This window comes from Exiguobacterium sp. s131 (genome assembly GCF_018617345.1).
Taxonomy (GTDB): Bacteria; Bacillota; Bacilli; order Exiguobacteriales; family Exiguobacteriaceae; genus Exiguobacterium; species Exiguobacterium profundum.
In genome coordinates this window covers 164,028-179,034 of the sequence record NZ_JACSJX010000001.1, presented here as the reverse complement: position 1 = coordinate 179,034, position 15,007 = coordinate 164,028, and the positions used below count along the sequence as shown (strand labels likewise).

Genomic DNA, 15,007 nt, shown 5'->3' with positions numbered 1-15,007 from the left:
CCCTCGTTTTCATTGTTCATCGAACTATAGAAAGGTCGTGTTTCCTTTGAAACGTCGCGTGATTCAACTGATCATCATGGTCATCAGTGTCATCTTGCTTATCGGTCTTTTGTTTTGGCTCGATGTCCTCATACCCGTACTAATCGGGATTGCCATCGTCGCACCGCTCATCGTCGGATGGCAGATTCTATTTGACCAAGTACAACCTCAAGGAAAGCTCGCCTGGTTACTAACCGTCTTCTTCATTCCATTCATCGGTGTCTTGGCATGGGTCATGTTTGGCCGTACGCCACGCCGGCATCGACGCTTCAAACGAACGTCCTCAGAGATCCGGATGCTACGGCAAGCAATCGAAAGCGAGAAAATTGAAACTTCACCTGATATTGTGTCGTCTTACCCGTTGACACGGACACTCGAAAAATTAGGCGCATCCGGTGCCGATGGTCATACTTCGACTAAACTACTCGTCAACGGTGAACAGAAATTTGATGCATTGTTAGACGCCATCAACAGTGCAACCAATCATATCCACATCCAATACTACCTCTTTCGGACGGATGACATTTCGTTAAAAGTTAGAGACGCCCTCATTCAAAAATCGAATGAAAATGTCATTGTCCGCTTTCTGTATGACGGACTCGGTAGCCAAGAAATCGGGGAAGAGTTTATCCAACCGTTACGGGAGTCCCGTGTCCACGTTCAGGCGTTCGACCCCGTTTTGCATCCGTACCTGGTGTTTAACGCCAACTTCCGCAATCATCAAAAACTGATTGTCGTGGATGGGCGAATCGCGCTAACAGGCGGGTTGAATGTCGGGGATGAATATCTTGGGAAGAATGATAAACTCGGTTTTTGGCGTGACACCCATCTCCGTCTTGAAGGTCCGCTCGTCCGAGAATTGCAACAGCTCTTTGTCGAGAACTGGCTATACGCAGGACAAGGGACGAGTGATGAAACATGGGATTTGTTCGCAGATGAAGAGCACCTCTGTCAGTACTTTGTGAATGAACCGAAAGGGCAAAACGGTGCGACACAACTACTCGTCACATCGCCTGGTAAAGACGTCACGATTCGCGATGGACTCATGCGTCTGTTGATGGATGCCAAAGAATCGATTTGGCTCACCACCCCATACCTTGTCCCCCCACCTGAACTATTGGCCATTCTTGAAGTCGCAGGTCGTAGCGGCATCGATGTCCGAATCGTCGTACCGGGCAAAGGAGACGAATGGTTCAGCTTTCATGCGACCGAGTATTATTTTGAACAACTGTTGAAGCGCAATATCAAAATTTATAAATACAACCGCCATTTCATCCATGCGAAAACGCTCCTGATTGATGGTAACGTTGCCCTCGTCGGATCAGCCAACTTCGACTTTCGTAGTATGTTTCTCAACCACGAGATGATGATTGCCCAATTCGATACTACATCCATTCAAGAACTGCACGAGGCATTTCTAAAGGACTTTGATGAATCCATTTTAATCGATTGGACCATGCTGCGGAAAAAGACGACCGGCAAACGTTTCGTCGAAGCGTTTTGTCACATTTTCTCGCCACTTCTTTGACGCATTCGCCACAAAAGATACGTAATGGCGACGACGCCAACTAAAAACAGCTGCCATCCAATCGTTAACTGCATCGCTGCCGTCACCGCCAGTCCTTCCATGACCAAGGCAGGAATCTTTCCGATCGTACTTGCTACAGCGAACGAGGCGAGCGTCATGCGACTGAACGCCGCCGATAACGTGACGAGACCAGAAGGAACGAATGGCATAAGACGCATCCCGAGGACGAGAAACCAAGCCTCGGTTCCTTCGGACTCCCGAAGCCGTTGAAATCGGCTACCATTTGGGGAAACATAACGGTGTAGGGCTTTTCGATAAAGGATGAAACTCACGACGGCGCCAACTGCCTCCCCGACAATCGATACGAGGATACCCGGCACGAGACCGAGGACACTCACATTGATGGCTGTTAGAAAAGCACTCGGGAGGACACCGGCGACCGCAATCACACTATTCAATAAAATACTGATCATCAAAAATAAAGGGAGCGGGAGCAGTTCCCATTCCATAACCATCACTCTTTCTATTCACAAAATAAGGACCATGACATGTCGTCATGGTCCTTCACTATATCATAGCGATGATGAAGAGGTCGTACCTGCTTCATCCCACGAGTCTTCGTCGACTGGTGGTAGATGTTTTTCTTCCAATTTCGAAACGACAACCGCACATGCCGCATCCCCCGTGATGTTGACAGATGTGCGAAGCATATCGAGAATACGGTCGACCCCGATAATGAGGGCGATTCCCTCTACCGGTAAGTTGACTGACTGAAGGACGAGCGCAAGCATGACAAGTCCGACTCCCGGTACACCCGCTGTACCGATCGAAGCGAGGACCGCCGTGATGACGACCGTCAACAACTGAGTCATTGTTAAGTCAGAAGCGAACACTTGCGCGATGAAAATCGTCGCAACCCCTTGCATGATCGCTGTTCCGTCCATGTTGACCGTTGCCCCAAGTGGCTGTACGAACGACGAAATCGAACGCGGCACACCGAGTTTTTTCTGTGCGACTTCCATCGATACTGGAAGCGTCGCATTTGACGAAGAAGTCGAGAACGCGAACGTCATCGCCTCATAGAAGTTCTTGAAGAAGAAGACTGGGCTCATCTTCCCGATGAAGTAAACCGATGCCCCGTAGACAATCGTTGCATGTAAGAATAGCGTCAAGACGACGGCAATCATATACCACGCCATTGCGACAACCGCGTCGAGACCGATGCCCCCGATTGCAGAAGCAATCAATGCGAATGCGCCGTATGGAGCGAGCTTCATCACAAGATGAATCAAGTACATCATGATGCGATCGCCTTGTTTGACGAATTGACGCCACGTCTTCGCCTTGTCCCCGAGGGCAATCAACGCAAACCCAATCAATGCCGCAAAGACGATGATTTGAAGCATGTTTCCTTCAGCGAGCGCCGTAATCGGATTCGTTGGAATCATATTGACGAATGTCTGTACGATATTAGACGATTCCTCGGTCGCTGTTGATTCAAATTCAAGACCTGTCGTTGGGAAGTCCCCACGCTCCCCTGGCTGTAAGACGGATGCAACACCCATCGCTAACATGATCGCGAGCGCTGTCGTCGCTAAGAAGAACAGAATCGACTTCGACCCGACTCGACCTAGTTCTTTCGGGTCCCCGAGACCCATGACGCCTAAAATAATTGAGAAGAAGACAATCGGTACGACTAACATTTTAATTAAATTCAAAAAGATCGTTCCGACCGGAGATAAAATATACGGATTCACAATCTCATAAACATTATCCGGCAAGCCCGCCAATCCGAGACCAACAACAACACCTAGCGCGAGACCGATTAAGATTTTTTTCGTTTCGCTCATCGTATCACCCTTTCTTTTTTTCACAATGTAGTCAGTATATCATAATACTGAATTTTCATACAATTACAACTGAATATCTCTTCAGTTACAAATTCTCTTGAAATTCCCAAAAACTTGAAACAAAAAAGACTGGAGACGAAAATTCGTCCAATCTTTTTACTCAGCGTCTACACGCTCGAGCTCTGCATGAAGTTCAGTCGAGTTTGCCCAAATCTCAGGGCGATGTTCTTGTAAGAAGTTCGCTAAAACGTCGCGGGACGGAGCGTCCATCATGTTGATTAAAATCCGACCCTTTAACGATTTATCCATTTGATTAACGTGATACGGTAATAATTTATAACCCCGTCTCGCTTCCACGTCAACTAACATGTCACATGCCGCGACACCACCATAATAAAAGCCTTCCGGTTTTCGACCGACCGTCACCCACACGATCCAATACGGTTTCCCGTTCGGTACCGCTTCCGGGTCAGTCAAAAACTTAATCCGTTTCTCGATGGCAGACTTGGCGTGCATCGCTCCCATATCGATTGTTGCAACGCCTTCTTCGACATCGATGATGACCGGAGACATGTTATTTAAACTAAGCGAACCGACACCAAAACCACCGTGTCCGTCCGTCGCATCGTCTGAAATAATATTAAAATTAATGTCTTTCATGTTCCACCCTCCCTCTCTACTGTACACAATGATACAGGATGGTGGCAATCCTGAGTCACACCCAGTCGATTTGAAAGCGTCCACCTGGACCGATCTGTTGGATTAATGAACGATCTTCTTCGATGATTCTGCCGATGACATTGACGCGCTCATCTGCCGGCAAATCTCGCTTCGTTATTTGCAGTTCCCCTGCATAGCGCCCGTAACGTTCATTGTCGATTGTGATACTGCCGAGCACTCGTTCTTCTGTATCTCGCGGTTGAATCAAATGATGACCTGGTCGTCCATACGCTCTCGATTCGACCGAACGGATGACGTCCCGGGCTGGGTCCATCCGATTCGTGTGACTTGTTGGAACCGAATCATCATGATTTCGTGTGGTCGCTCGAAGAACGATGACGCCCTCGTCGTACTCCCGAAACTGTCGCATCGTCTGATTGGATATACACGGATCTCCAATCAAGATTCGATCGACCGTCGCTTGTAAATCGATATAACACGAAAACGGAGATTGGTGGCGGTGCATCTCGAGTGTCGGTAATGTCTCATGAAGGGGGCCACGTAACCGTTCATCTCCAGGGATGAATGCTTGTACCCGTATTCCTTGCGCATGTAACCAGGCGTTTCTTTCATCAAACCAAGAACGCTCGAGTCCTGTTTCCGGACGAGGATAAAAGTTATGCCACGCTTCGACATGCTCACGTCGTAGCCCTTGTCGTAGCATCTCTTCAAGCTCTGCTTCCGTGAGCGTACTCGCATTGAGGGCGACCATCATATGTCGTGATAAATCCGCCACTTGTTTCGGTGTGACACCATAGTCAACACGTAACCCGGTGACACCCCACTCCAACAGCGCATGAGCATCATCCCAAGTCTTACCGAGTACCTGTAGAGACGATGGAGCGATATCCGCCACGAGTTCCATCTTTAGACGACTTGCCAACGCACCTAATTGCTGAAGTCGTTCCGTATAAGTTGTCGGATCGTCTTCCGGAATATGGAGCGACGTGAAGATGCTCGTAAACCCTGCCTCTCGCATGCGTTCCATCCAAGCCATCGAATCAAGTGTCAGTTCCTCACTTAAGTAAACCGAAATTCCTCTCATGTGAATCCACCTTTCCAAAAGTAGAGAAAAAGATGACTCGACTGGAGCCATCTTTTTTTATTAAATCCCGTCTGCCATCTCTTCTTTGAAACCGAAGAAATAAGTGAACAGGAAGCCTGCCGTATATGAAATCAATAGTCCGGCAATGTACGTCAAATACATGCCATTATCAATCAATGGTGTGAGCGATAGACCGGAAACACCAACCCCGAGCGCCGCTGTCTTCATCGTCGCTTGGAAAGCACCACCGACCGCGGCCCCGAGACACGCTGTCAAGAAGGGACGTCCAAGCGGAAGCGTGACCCCGTATAGGAGCGGCTCCCCGATTCCAAGGAAACCTACCGGAATGGCCCCTTTGATAATGTTACGAAGGCGTGGGTTGCGCGTCTTCACAAAAATAGCAAGCGCTGCACCGACTTGACCCGCCCCGGCCATCGCCAAGATTGGGAGAAGGGCCGTCGTTCCGACCGTGTTCAACAGTTCCAAATGGATTGGCGTCAAACCGTGATGCAATCCGACCATGACAAGCGGTAAGAAGAATCCGGCCAAGAGTGCCCCTGCGACAGGTCCCCCGAATTCAAGCGTCGCATTGATTCCTCGCATGATACCGTCTGACAATACGCCAGCGACCGGCATGATCGCATATAAAGCAGTAAATCCAACGATCAAGACTGTAAAGAGTGGTGTGAAAATAATATCAATGGATACCGGCATGAAGCGACGAATGTGCTTCTCGATATACGTCATGAGCCAACCGGCAAAAATAACACCGAATAATCCACCACGCCCGACGACGAGCGGCTCCCCATAAATGACGATGTCCGCGAGGAGTGGGTTGAACAGAATCCCCCCGGCAATCGCCCCGAGTACCGGCGTTCCTCCAAATTCTTTTGCCGTGTTCCAACCGACAAGGATGGCCAAATACGCGAAGACCGTGCTACCGAGCACGAGTAGAATCTGCATCCACGTCTCCGTCCGGTCGACGCCGGCGTTGACGGCAAAGTTCGCAGCCCCGTTAATGATTCCCGATGCGACAAGTCCCGGAATGAGCGGAATGAAGATATTCCCGAGGCGACGAAGGAATCGTTTGAACGGTGACTTTTGTTTTTCTTTCACCTTCTGGCGTTCGATCGCCGCACGCTCCTCTAACGTCAGGTTCGCATCAACCGACTCTTCCCCGATTGCGAGCCCTGTCTCATGACTCATATAATCCGCGACCCGATTCACAGTACCTGGGCCGACGACGATTTGCAGCGTCTCATCATTGATGACACCCATGACCCCGTCAATCTTTTTCAATGCGTCAATGTCTGCCTTCGTTCCATCTTTCAGCGTCAGTCGAACACGTGTCATACAATGCGCGAGTTGACGGATGTTCTCTTTCCCCCCGACATGTGCGAGGATATCCCGTGCTAAAACCTCTTCTTTCTTCATCTCGATTTCCCCCTTATAGCGCCTCGCGGACGAATCCGTTCGCGCGCTCTAATCGTTTGACAGCCTCCTCATAAGAGACGTCCGCTAAAATCATGACAATCGCCGTTTTGACGTGCCCCTTGGATGAAGCAAAATAACGCGCGGCCATTTGCATGTCGACCCCTGTCGCTTCTGCAATCATCCGCTTGGCACGCACTTCTAGCTTTTCATTCGTCGGTTGCACATCAACCATCAAGTTTTGATACACTTTCCCTACTCCAATCATCGACGTCGTCGAAATCATGTTGAGGACAAGTTTCTGTGCCGTTCCCGCCTTCAATCTCGTTGAACCGGTCAGTACTTCCGGTCCCGTTTCCACTTCAATCGGGTAATCCGCATGTCGACTGATGACTGCATCGCGATTACATGAAATTGAAGCTGTTGTGGCACCGAGTTCTCGTGCGTAATCGAGACCTCCGACCACATATGGCGTTCGACCGCTCGCTGCAATCCCAACGACTGTATCCTCTGCCGTCAAATGAAGCGCTTTCAAATCTGTGACCGCCAATTCCTTACTGTCTTCTGCTCCCTCAACGGCTTGAATGAGCGCACGTTCGCCTCCGGCAATCAGTCCGATGACTTGATTGGGTGATACTCCAAAAGTTGGCACACACTCCGCTGCGTCTAAAATCCCTAAACGTCCACTCGTGCCCGCACCGATATAAATCAGGCGACCGCCTTTACGAAAGGATGCGATGACTCGCTCCACGACTTTTGTGATGACCGGAAGTTGCTCTTGAATCACTTGAGGAACTTTTTGATCCTCTGCATTCATAATCGCCAATCGTTCCTCAATCGACATCTCGTCCAGGTGCATCGTTCGTTCATTCCGTCTTTCTGTAGCCAGTTTATCTAGCATCGCCACCATCCTTTCTTCTCTATGATTTCATCGTACTATATTGAAATTTAAAGTCAATTTATAATTTAATTTTTATGAAATTAAATTTCAAATGAACTTTAAAGAAAAACTCACTCTGAACGAATGAGTCGTTTTTTCAAGACGTGCACGCGTGTTCCTTTATTCGTGATCGAATCCTTCTCATACACGTATCCGTTTCGCTCCCAGAACCGACGAGCGCGGAGATTGTTTGGAAGGACACCTAATCGAAATACCGTCTGATACGGGCGCATATATTGGTCTTCCAATTGTTCATACAACGTTTGCGCCAAACCTGTCCCATGGAGAGATTCTTCGACAACGAACAAACCAAGCCAAAGCGAGCCATCGATCGGATGTTTTTTTAAGAGGTCGGCGATTGCCACGATTCGCTCTTCTTCACGAAAAATCAGGCTAATCGTACCTTCTTCTTCAAAATCTGCCACGTTCTCGTCACGAAACATCTCGACTATCTGTTCATTCAATCTTGCGAATGTGCGCTGGTCCATCAAAAAGCGTTGCAATTCTTGACGATCTTCGGCCGTATAAGGTCGAATCATCGGCGTAGTTTCACCATCTCATCACGGGCTTCTGCGTACCGATCAATCAACCCTTCTCCCTTCCGGTGGAGGAGTCCCATATATAACGTATCGACAATCGTCAATTGTGTCATCCGTGAGGCGATGCTCGCGATTCGGAAGTCGCTCTCGACGTTCGGTGTACAGAGTCGAACGTCCGCTTCTCGGTAAAGCGGTGATTTGTCGAGGTTAGTGATGGCGATGACCGGAACACGTTTCTTTTTCGCAAATCGGACAAGCTCGAGCACATCTTTCGTTCGTCCTGACGTGCTGATTGCGACGAATACATCAGACTTTCCTAAATGCGGGATCAGCGACAACATATAATGAAAATCGGGAGAGGTCGTGGCCGCATATCCCAGCTTCGTAAACTTATATTGCGCATCGATTGCCGCAGTCGAAGACCCCCCGACCCCGTAAAAGATGACGCGGTTCGCGCGAGCGAACAGGTCCACTGCATGTTCAAGTTCTCGTTTATCCATCGCTTCGGCGCACGCCTCGATTGCCGCCTTGTTCACATGGATGACTTTTTGGAACGAGTCATACGGCGTGTCTTTTTGCTGGAGGACGTTAAAGTCCGTCAGCGTCGTCTCCGTGACAGCCAAGTCTTTCACGAGCGCGAGCTTGAACGCTTTAAAACTATCAATTCCGACGACTCGAGCGAAGCGAACGATACTCGCCTCGGATACATCCGTCTTTTGCGCAAGCTCTTTTGTCGTCATGTTTGGAATGAGCGTTGAATGGGACAAAATATAGTCGGCGATCTTCTTTTCGACCGCTGTCATATCCTCTTTCGCTAAATCAATTTTCGTAAGTAAGGATTCCATTTGGTCATCCCCTTCCTGCAACTGTTGTTCTTTTATGATAGCGGATTCCTTCCACATATTCCAATCACCTAAAAAGATCGAGCAGGCGCCCGATCTATAAGTTGTTCGTATTGAACGTGTCGCCACCTTGAATCGATCCGTTCTCAAACCCTCTCTCGAACCACCGCATGCGTTGTTCCGACGTCCCATGCGTGAACGAGTCTGGTGTCACATATCCACGTGCCTGACGCTGCAGCGTGTCATCGCCAATCTGATGCGCGGCATTCATCGCTTCTTCCACGTCTCCCGCTTCAAGATACCCTAACCCTTGCGCGTGATGGGCCCATACGCCGGCATAGTAGTCCGCCTGCAACTCGAAGCGGACGAGATAGCGATTGAATTCGGTCTCGCTCATCTCGTTACGAAGCGGCATAATTTCTTCTGTCGTCCCGAGAAGCGTTTGGACATGATGCCCGACCTCATGGGCGACGACATAAGCCATCGCGAAATCCCCTGGTGCATTGAAACGTTGACTCAATTCATCATAAAAACTCAAATCGATATACAGTTTTTGGTCGCCGGGACAATAGAACGGACCCACAGCGGAGCCGGCAATACCACAAGCGGATTCAACCTGTCCGGAAAATAGGACGAGCGTCGGCTCTTCATAGGTCATCCCATTTTCAGCGAAGATGTCTGTCCACACTTCTTCCGTATCCTTCAAGACAACCGCTACGAAATCTGCCATCTCCTCTTCACGAGCCGTTCCGGTATACGTCCCCTCCGATTGAGGTTCCCCGAGTCCGATATTGTTGACGAGATCGGTCGGGCTTCCCCCGTTCAATAATGTAAAGACGATGACGAGAATCAACCCAAGACCGCCTCCGACCCCGGCAATCCCTTTCCCTCCGATGCTACGCCCACGTCGATCCTCGACGTTTCGGCTCTGTTGTCTTCCTTTCCACTTCATCCCGATTCCTCCTACATTCGCTCTGTCTTGTTTATTACCCCAAATCCGGTAAAAGTGAGCTTATGTTTCGAGGTAGATGAGAATTTTCTTTTCTAGAGGAAGGGGATTCTCTACAATGAAAGAGACTTCAGCAAAGGAGGAATGACCATGCCTTATGTAACTGTAAAAATGCTCCCGGGCCGTACCGTGGAACAAAAACGCGCGTTGATTGAAAAAGTGACGGATGCCGTCTCCGAAACGACGAATGCGCCAAAAGAAAACATCACCGTCTTCATCGAAGAGATGGATGCGACACATTACGGACAAGCCGGTGTAATGCACGCAGATAAGAAGTAAGTGACGAACGGACTCCTGATATGGAGTCCGTTTTTTGTTCTAGTCTTCTCGGTTCACGTCGAACCGTTCACTCGGTACGGTCGGCTTAATCAAGTGACGTGTCGCTCGCCAGATGTGGTAGCCGATACGGTCGAGCCAGAGCAATACTTGTACTTTTTGTATCGTCTGGTCCATCTCCAACTGATTCGCCGCCGTCTCTTCTAGCAGCTCCGAGCGATGTGCTTTCCGATATTCCGCCAGTTGTTTTGAGGCCTGTTTCCACAGCTTCGAATCCTCTGGTGGCGTATGATGATTCAGTTGATTCACAAGGTCAAGCTCATGCAATACGAGTTCTCGTGCCGCTAAAAAGTCCGTGTCCCGAAGTGCGTGGACCGGTTCGACTTCTCGCAAGACATATAACCAGCGTTCCAGATGATCGATCGTATGCAAGAGGGATAGATGTTGGCCATAATCATTTTGCTTTCCTTCATCTTCAAGACGTATCGTGCTCAAAAAGACACGGACATCGCTCAACGTCTTGTCGACGAGCGTCAATTCATCTTCACGAAGACGTCCCTCTCGGACAAGCAATTCCGTCTCATTTCCTAAATATCGTTCGATTTCAAGTAAAGAGCGTCGTGCCGCTTCAAGAGCGACCGTAGGGAGTTGTGACATGTTTTTATCGAGCAGACGTGTCAATTTTTCGGAGCGACTCGGAATCCACTTCAGTAATCGACGTGCGAACGTTTGATAAAATGGTAGGAATAAGATCACACCTAGTAGATGGAATGTCGTATGGAATAAGGCGAGACGTAATAAGTCGTTCCAGTTGACCCAATCGGCTACTCGATTGACGACCTCGAAGAGAACAGGGAACGTCAGCCATCCAATGAGGACGATTGACACGTGGTAGATGGCATGCCCCAATACAATGCGTCGGGCTGACTTCCAGCCTCCGATTGAACCGAGTGCCACGACGAGGCTCGTCCCCGCACTTTGACCAAGCACCAAATAAGCGGCTTGCGGGAGTGAAATCGCCGCCGTCGCGAGAGCCGTCATCGTTAGCACGAGTCCAATCGTCGATGACTGAAGGACGGCGGTCATCATAAATCCGATTCCAATCAGAAGTGCCTGATGCAGAACGGTCATCTCACCGGCCGAGCCAAACGAGAACGTGACGACATCCCGCATCGCTTCTTGAAGTGTCCCAATCCCAACAAAGATCAACCCGATACTGACGAGCAACAGTCCCACACGGCGAAGGCGCGGACTGGATAGACGAAACGCCATCCCGATTCCAATGATCGGCAAAAACAACTGGCGCACGTCTAAGTTATAGCCGAGGATGGCAATGATCCATCCCGTCGTCGCGCTGCCTACGTTTGCGCCAATTACGAGAGGTAACGATTGCGTGAACGTGAGAAGCCCCGCGCTCACAAACCCAATCGTCATCAGTGTCGTCACCGAAGAAGATTGAAACAGGGTCGTCAGCATTGCGCCGAGAGTCGCCCCTGATAAAGAGCCGTCGGTGAATTGATTCAACCGATGACGCAATCGTGTACCAGCCCATTTTTTGAGCGTATCTGTCAGTAACGTCATCCCGAGTAAAAAAATCCCGATTCCACCAATCAGTGTCGCAATCTCCATCGTGTCACGCCCCTTTGCGTGTTTAATCGTCCTTCAATGTCGATAAAATCCACGATTTTTCATTCGCATAATCTTTTAAATTCAACAACACATCTTCCGGATAATAAATTTTTTCATCCGATTGTCTCGAGTTCAAAATCGACTGGACGAGCATCGAGACCTCTGAAATCTCTTTACGCTCCCCGTCATTCATCTGTAGATAAATTCCCTCGTATTTGCCTTGTCCCTTATATAAGTCGTATGGCAACTGACTTAACTGATCTTCAAGCAGATAGTATGTTGGTGGAAGCCCGATTGTCTCCATCGTCTGCCGCAACCGTTCCATATAGCGGACACGATTCGCTTCCGGGAAGTTCTTATATTTCAATAAACGACGATTCACGAAACGGCTCGATAAATCGGCTAGAATCGCGTCGTCTTCTTCCATCCATTCTTGGAAATAGAAGTAGACGACCGTCTCATCCAATTTCAAATATTGTTCGAGTGACATACCGGTGCGTTCAAAGATCGGCAAAAAGTGTTTCGGCGTCATGTTAAACTCATAGCCACTCTCATAGAGCTCCTGTGCCCGCTCAAGAATCGCTTTCAAGAGGAGATCGCTCGACCGTGTCGCCGGATGAAGGTACACTTGCCAATACATTTGATAGCGACGCATAATATAGTCTTCAATCGTATGCATCCCAGACTGCTTAACCACGACTTGGTCTTCATCCGGACGCAAGACGCGCAACATGCGTTCTAAATCAAACTTTCCATAACTGACACCCGCAAAGTGAGCGTCGCGTAACAAATAGTCCATCCGGTCGACATCAAGCTGTGAGCTGAGCATATTGACGATCAAGCGATTCGGATGCGTCTTATTGATGATGGAGGCCACTTCTTCGGCAAACCCGACACCCATCTCAGATAAAACCCTATTTACTTCGGTTTCCCCTAAAATGATGCGCTCCGTCCACACTTCATGACGAACGGAAAAGACGTGCTCGAACGCGTGCGAGAATGGACCGTGTCCGACATCGTGCAAGAGCGCTGCTGCCAACAGTAGTTCACGGTCGCGGTCGTCCCATTCCGGATACTGTTGGAACTGATCGATTAACTGGCGTGCGATTTCATATACGCCGAGCGAGTGATGAAATCGCGTGTGCTCCGCGCCATGAAATGTCAAAAAAGACGTTCCAAGTTGTTTGATACGACGCAAACGCTGAAATTCTTTCGTATTGATCAACTCCCAAATGAGGTGATCGTAAACATAAATATATCGATGTACCGGATCCTTAAATACTTTCGATCCAGATAGTTGTCCTCGAGACGAGTACATGACATGCCCTCCTACGTTTCGTTATGTTCTAGATTCGACTTCAAACGAATCGTTCCCTCCATGCTATAATGAGGAGGAAAATTTTTTGTGAAAAGGAATTAATGTATATGATCCATCCATTGTTACAACAACCGAGCTATCGCATCATCGATCAGTCGAGTCTTGGCACGATGTTTCAAGCGGAACAATCGTTTGCGACCGATGATACGTTATGTGCGTCAACGCAAGAACGAGGTGCCGTCTTGCGGGCATGGGTGCACACCGATACGATTGTACTCGGAATCCAGGATGCTCGGCTGCCTCATTTGAAAGAGGGAATTCGCTACCTGCATGAACAGGGATTCCGTCCCGTCGTCCGAAACTCAGGCGGATTAGCCGTCGTGCTAGACGATGACGTCCTCAACCTTTCTTTAATTTTACCAGAGAAGGACGGGATTCAAATCGACAGCGGCTATGAGGCTATGACCTCGCTCATCCAACACATGTTCCAAGACGTCACGAATGACATCGTCCCAGGTGAAGTCGTCGGTTCATACTGTCCAGGAAGTTTCGACTTGTCGATCGACGGCAAAAAGTTCGCTGGGATTTCGCAACGACGCGTCCGTGGCGGTGTCGCCGTTCAAATTTACTTGAGCGTAAGACAGAGCGGAAGCGCACGTGCTGAAATCATCCGTGACTTTTACGACCTTGCCATCCAAGGGGAAGAGACAAAGTTCACGTACCCAACCATTGTACCGGAAACGATGGCTTCACTTGAAGACTTGCTTGGGATCCCACTCACCGTACAAGACGTCCTCACTCGGGCCTACCGCGTTCTTTCCACTGTCAGTTCGCTCCAAAACGCGACATTAACGGCAGACGAGCAAACGATGTTTGCAAGTCAGCTCGAACGCATGTGGAAACGGAATGAGCCGTTACGCGACATTGAACAACAATTAACAGAGGAGTGATTCATCCAATGTTTAAACTGATCACAGACACCGGAGCCGATTTGACACACGATCAAATCATCGAATACGGTCTTGAGATTTTACCGCTCGGTGTCATCATCGACAACGAAGAATTTTTAGACGGCGAAACGATTCAACCGAAAGAAGTATACGATGCGATGCGTCAGGGTAAGACGCCAAAGACGTTCCAAATCGAGACGTCACGAATCGAACACTGTTTCCGTCAGCATCTCGAGGCTGAAATCCCGTTCTTATATCTCGCTTTCTCCGGAGAACTCTCCGGTACATACCAAACCGCTGTCATGGTCGGCGAAATGTTGAAAGAAGAATATCCAGACAGTACATTCAAGGTTCTCGATACACGGACCGCCTCTGTCGGACAGGCATTGTTCGTCAAAACGGTCGCAGCGTATAGTCAAGACCATACGTATGAAGAAACGGTCGAGTATGCCGCTTCGCTCGTCGGTAAAGTCCGTCACTTGTTCACGGTCGAATCACTCGAATATTTGATGCGGGGCGGACGTGTCTCGAAGGCGAGTGCTTTCATCGGAGACTTGTTGACGATTTTACCGTTATTGACGGTCGAAGACGGCAAGCTCGTCCCGATCGAAAAGGTACGCGGTCATAAAAAGGTCATGCGCCGGATGGTCGAACGGACAGTCGAATCGAAGTCGATCGTCGAGAACGGAGACCTCTTCATCGGTCATGGTGACGACCTAGAAAAAGCCGAACAGTTCGAGAAGATGGTCCGCGAACATCTCGAACCGAAGCACATCACGAAGACACTGGTCGGGTCTGCCATCGGTGCCCACACCGGTCCCGGTCTACTCGTCATCGCCTATTTCGAGGCATGAAAAAATGAGCTCTCCCGATTTTCGGGCGAGCTCATTT

The 15,007-nt window shown here is 49.2% G+C and carries 15 protein-coding genes; 4 read left to right on the top strand and 11 right to left on the bottom strand.

Going from position 1 to position 15,007, the window contains the following annotated elements; all coding sequences use genetic code 11:
* Nucleotides 1–37: 37 nt before the first annotated feature.
* Nucleotides 38–1,567 (top strand): cardiolipin synthase, encoded by a 1,530-nt coding sequence (gene cls, locus KNO69_RS01040; RefSeq protein ID WP_353047470.1) that lies wholly within the window; start codon nucleotides 38–40, stop codon nucleotides 1,565–1,567.
* On the opposite strand, the gene KNO69_RS01035 is transcribed toward cls, so the two are convergent.
* The 9 genes from KNO69_RS01035 to ypfJ all read right to left on the bottom strand — a co-directional run bounded on the left by KNO69_RS01035 (nucleotide 1,543) and on the right by ypfJ (nucleotide 9,886).
* Complete coding sequence (locus tag KNO69_RS01035) at nucleotides 1,543–2,076, bottom strand: TVP38/TMEM64 family protein (RefSeq protein WP_251124837.1); 534 nt, start codon at nucleotides 2,074–2,076, stop codon at nucleotides 1,543–1,545. The two genes, cls and KNO69_RS01035, sit on opposite strands and share 25 nt — an antisense overlap.
* Before the next feature lie 63 nt (nucleotides 2,077–2,139).
* Entirely contained in the window at nucleotides 2,140–3,417 is a 1,278-nt protein-coding gene (locus KNO69_RS01030; protein WP_214815407.1) for a dicarboxylate/amino acid:cation symporter, read from the bottom strand.
* Nucleotides 3,418–3,573: 156 nt separating this feature from the next.
* On the bottom strand, nucleotides 3,574–4,077 hold the full coding sequence (locus KNO69_RS01025) for a YwhD family protein (RefSeq protein WP_214810822.1): 504 nt from the start codon (nucleotides 4,075–4,077) through the stop codon (nucleotides 3,574–3,576).
* A 55-nt stretch (nucleotides 4,078–4,132) separates the two neighbouring features.
* The gene (locus KNO69_RS01020) at nucleotides 4,133–5,182 is read right to left on the bottom strand and encodes a DUF871 domain-containing protein (protein ID WP_214815405.1); all 1,050 of its coding nucleotides are present in this window, start codon (nucleotides 5,180–5,182) and stop codon (nucleotides 4,133–4,135) included.
* A 60-nt stretch (nucleotides 5,183–5,242) separates the two neighbouring features.
* Complete coding sequence (locus KNO69_RS01015; RefSeq protein WP_078147713.1) at nucleotides 5,243–6,616, bottom strand: PTS transporter subunit EIIC; 1,374 nt, start codon at nucleotides 6,614–6,616, stop codon at nucleotides 5,243–5,245.
* A gap of 13 nt (nucleotides 6,617–6,629) precedes the next feature.
* The gene (gene murQ / locus KNO69_RS01010; RefSeq protein ID WP_214815403.1) at nucleotides 6,630–7,523 is read right to left on the bottom strand and encodes an N-acetylmuramic acid 6-phosphate etherase; all 894 of its coding nucleotides are present in this window, start codon (nucleotides 7,521–7,523) and stop codon (nucleotides 6,630–6,632) included.
* Between the two features lie 101 nt (nucleotides 7,524–7,624).
* Nucleotides 7,625–8,092, bottom strand: coding sequence for a GNAT family N-acetyltransferase (locus KNO69_RS01005; RefSeq protein ID WP_078147715.1), 468 nt, complete (start codon nucleotides 8,090–8,092; stop codon nucleotides 7,625–7,627).
* Nucleotides 8,089–8,937: a MurR/RpiR family transcriptional regulator gene (locus KNO69_RS01000; protein WP_031422140.1), complete on the bottom strand. Its 849-nt coding sequence runs from the start codon at nucleotides 8,935–8,937 to the stop codon at nucleotides 8,089–8,091. Before KNO69_RS01000 ends, KNO69_RS01005 begins: the two co-directional genes overlap by 4 nt.
* 94 nt (nucleotides 8,938–9,031) lie before the next feature.
* Nucleotides 9,032–9,886 carry a KPN_02809 family neutral zinc metallopeptidase gene (ypfJ, locus tag KNO69_RS00995; protein WP_031422139.1) on the bottom strand — a complete coding sequence of 285 codons (855 nt, stop codon included), beginning with the start codon at nucleotides 9,884–9,886 and terminating at the stop codon, nucleotides 9,032–9,034.
* 147 nt (nucleotides 9,887–10,033) lie between these two features.
* Here ypfJ and KNO69_RS00990 point away from each other — a divergent pair, with 147 nt between their 5' ends.
* Nucleotides 10,034–10,222: a 2-hydroxymuconate tautomerase gene (locus tag KNO69_RS00990; RefSeq protein WP_012727443.1), complete on the top strand. Its 189-nt coding sequence runs from the start codon at nucleotides 10,034–10,036 to the stop codon at nucleotides 10,220–10,222.
* A 39-nt stretch (nucleotides 10,223–10,261) separates the two neighbouring features.
* Here the strand turns inward: KNO69_RS00990 and KNO69_RS00985 are convergent, their stop codons facing one another.
* Nucleotides 10,262–11,848 (bottom strand): Na/Pi cotransporter family protein, encoded by a 1,587-nt coding sequence (locus KNO69_RS00985; protein ID WP_214815401.1) that lies wholly within the window; start codon nucleotides 11,846–11,848, stop codon nucleotides 10,262–10,264.
* A gap of 22 nt (nucleotides 11,849–11,870) precedes the next feature.
* Complete coding sequence (locus KNO69_RS00980; protein WP_214815399.1) at nucleotides 11,871–13,166, bottom strand: HD domain-containing protein; 1,296 nt, start codon at nucleotides 13,164–13,166, stop codon at nucleotides 11,871–11,873.
* A gap of 107 nt (nucleotides 13,167–13,273) precedes the next feature.
* On the opposite strand from KNO69_RS00980, the gene lipL reads away from it, so the two are divergent.
* Both lipL and KNO69_RS00970 read left to right on the top strand, forming a co-directional pair.
* Nucleotides 13,274–14,116 (top strand): octanoyl-[GcvH]:protein N-octanoyltransferase, encoded by an 843-nt coding sequence (gene lipL, locus KNO69_RS00975; RefSeq protein ID WP_214815397.1) that lies wholly within the window; start codon nucleotides 13,274–13,276, stop codon nucleotides 14,114–14,116.
* Between the two features lie 8 nt (nucleotides 14,117–14,124).
* Nucleotides 14,125–14,970 (top strand): DegV family protein, encoded by an 846-nt coding sequence (locus KNO69_RS00970; protein ID WP_214815395.1) that lies wholly within the window; start codon nucleotides 14,125–14,127, stop codon nucleotides 14,968–14,970.
* The last annotated feature ends 37 nt before the right edge of the window (nucleotides 14,971–15,007 follow it).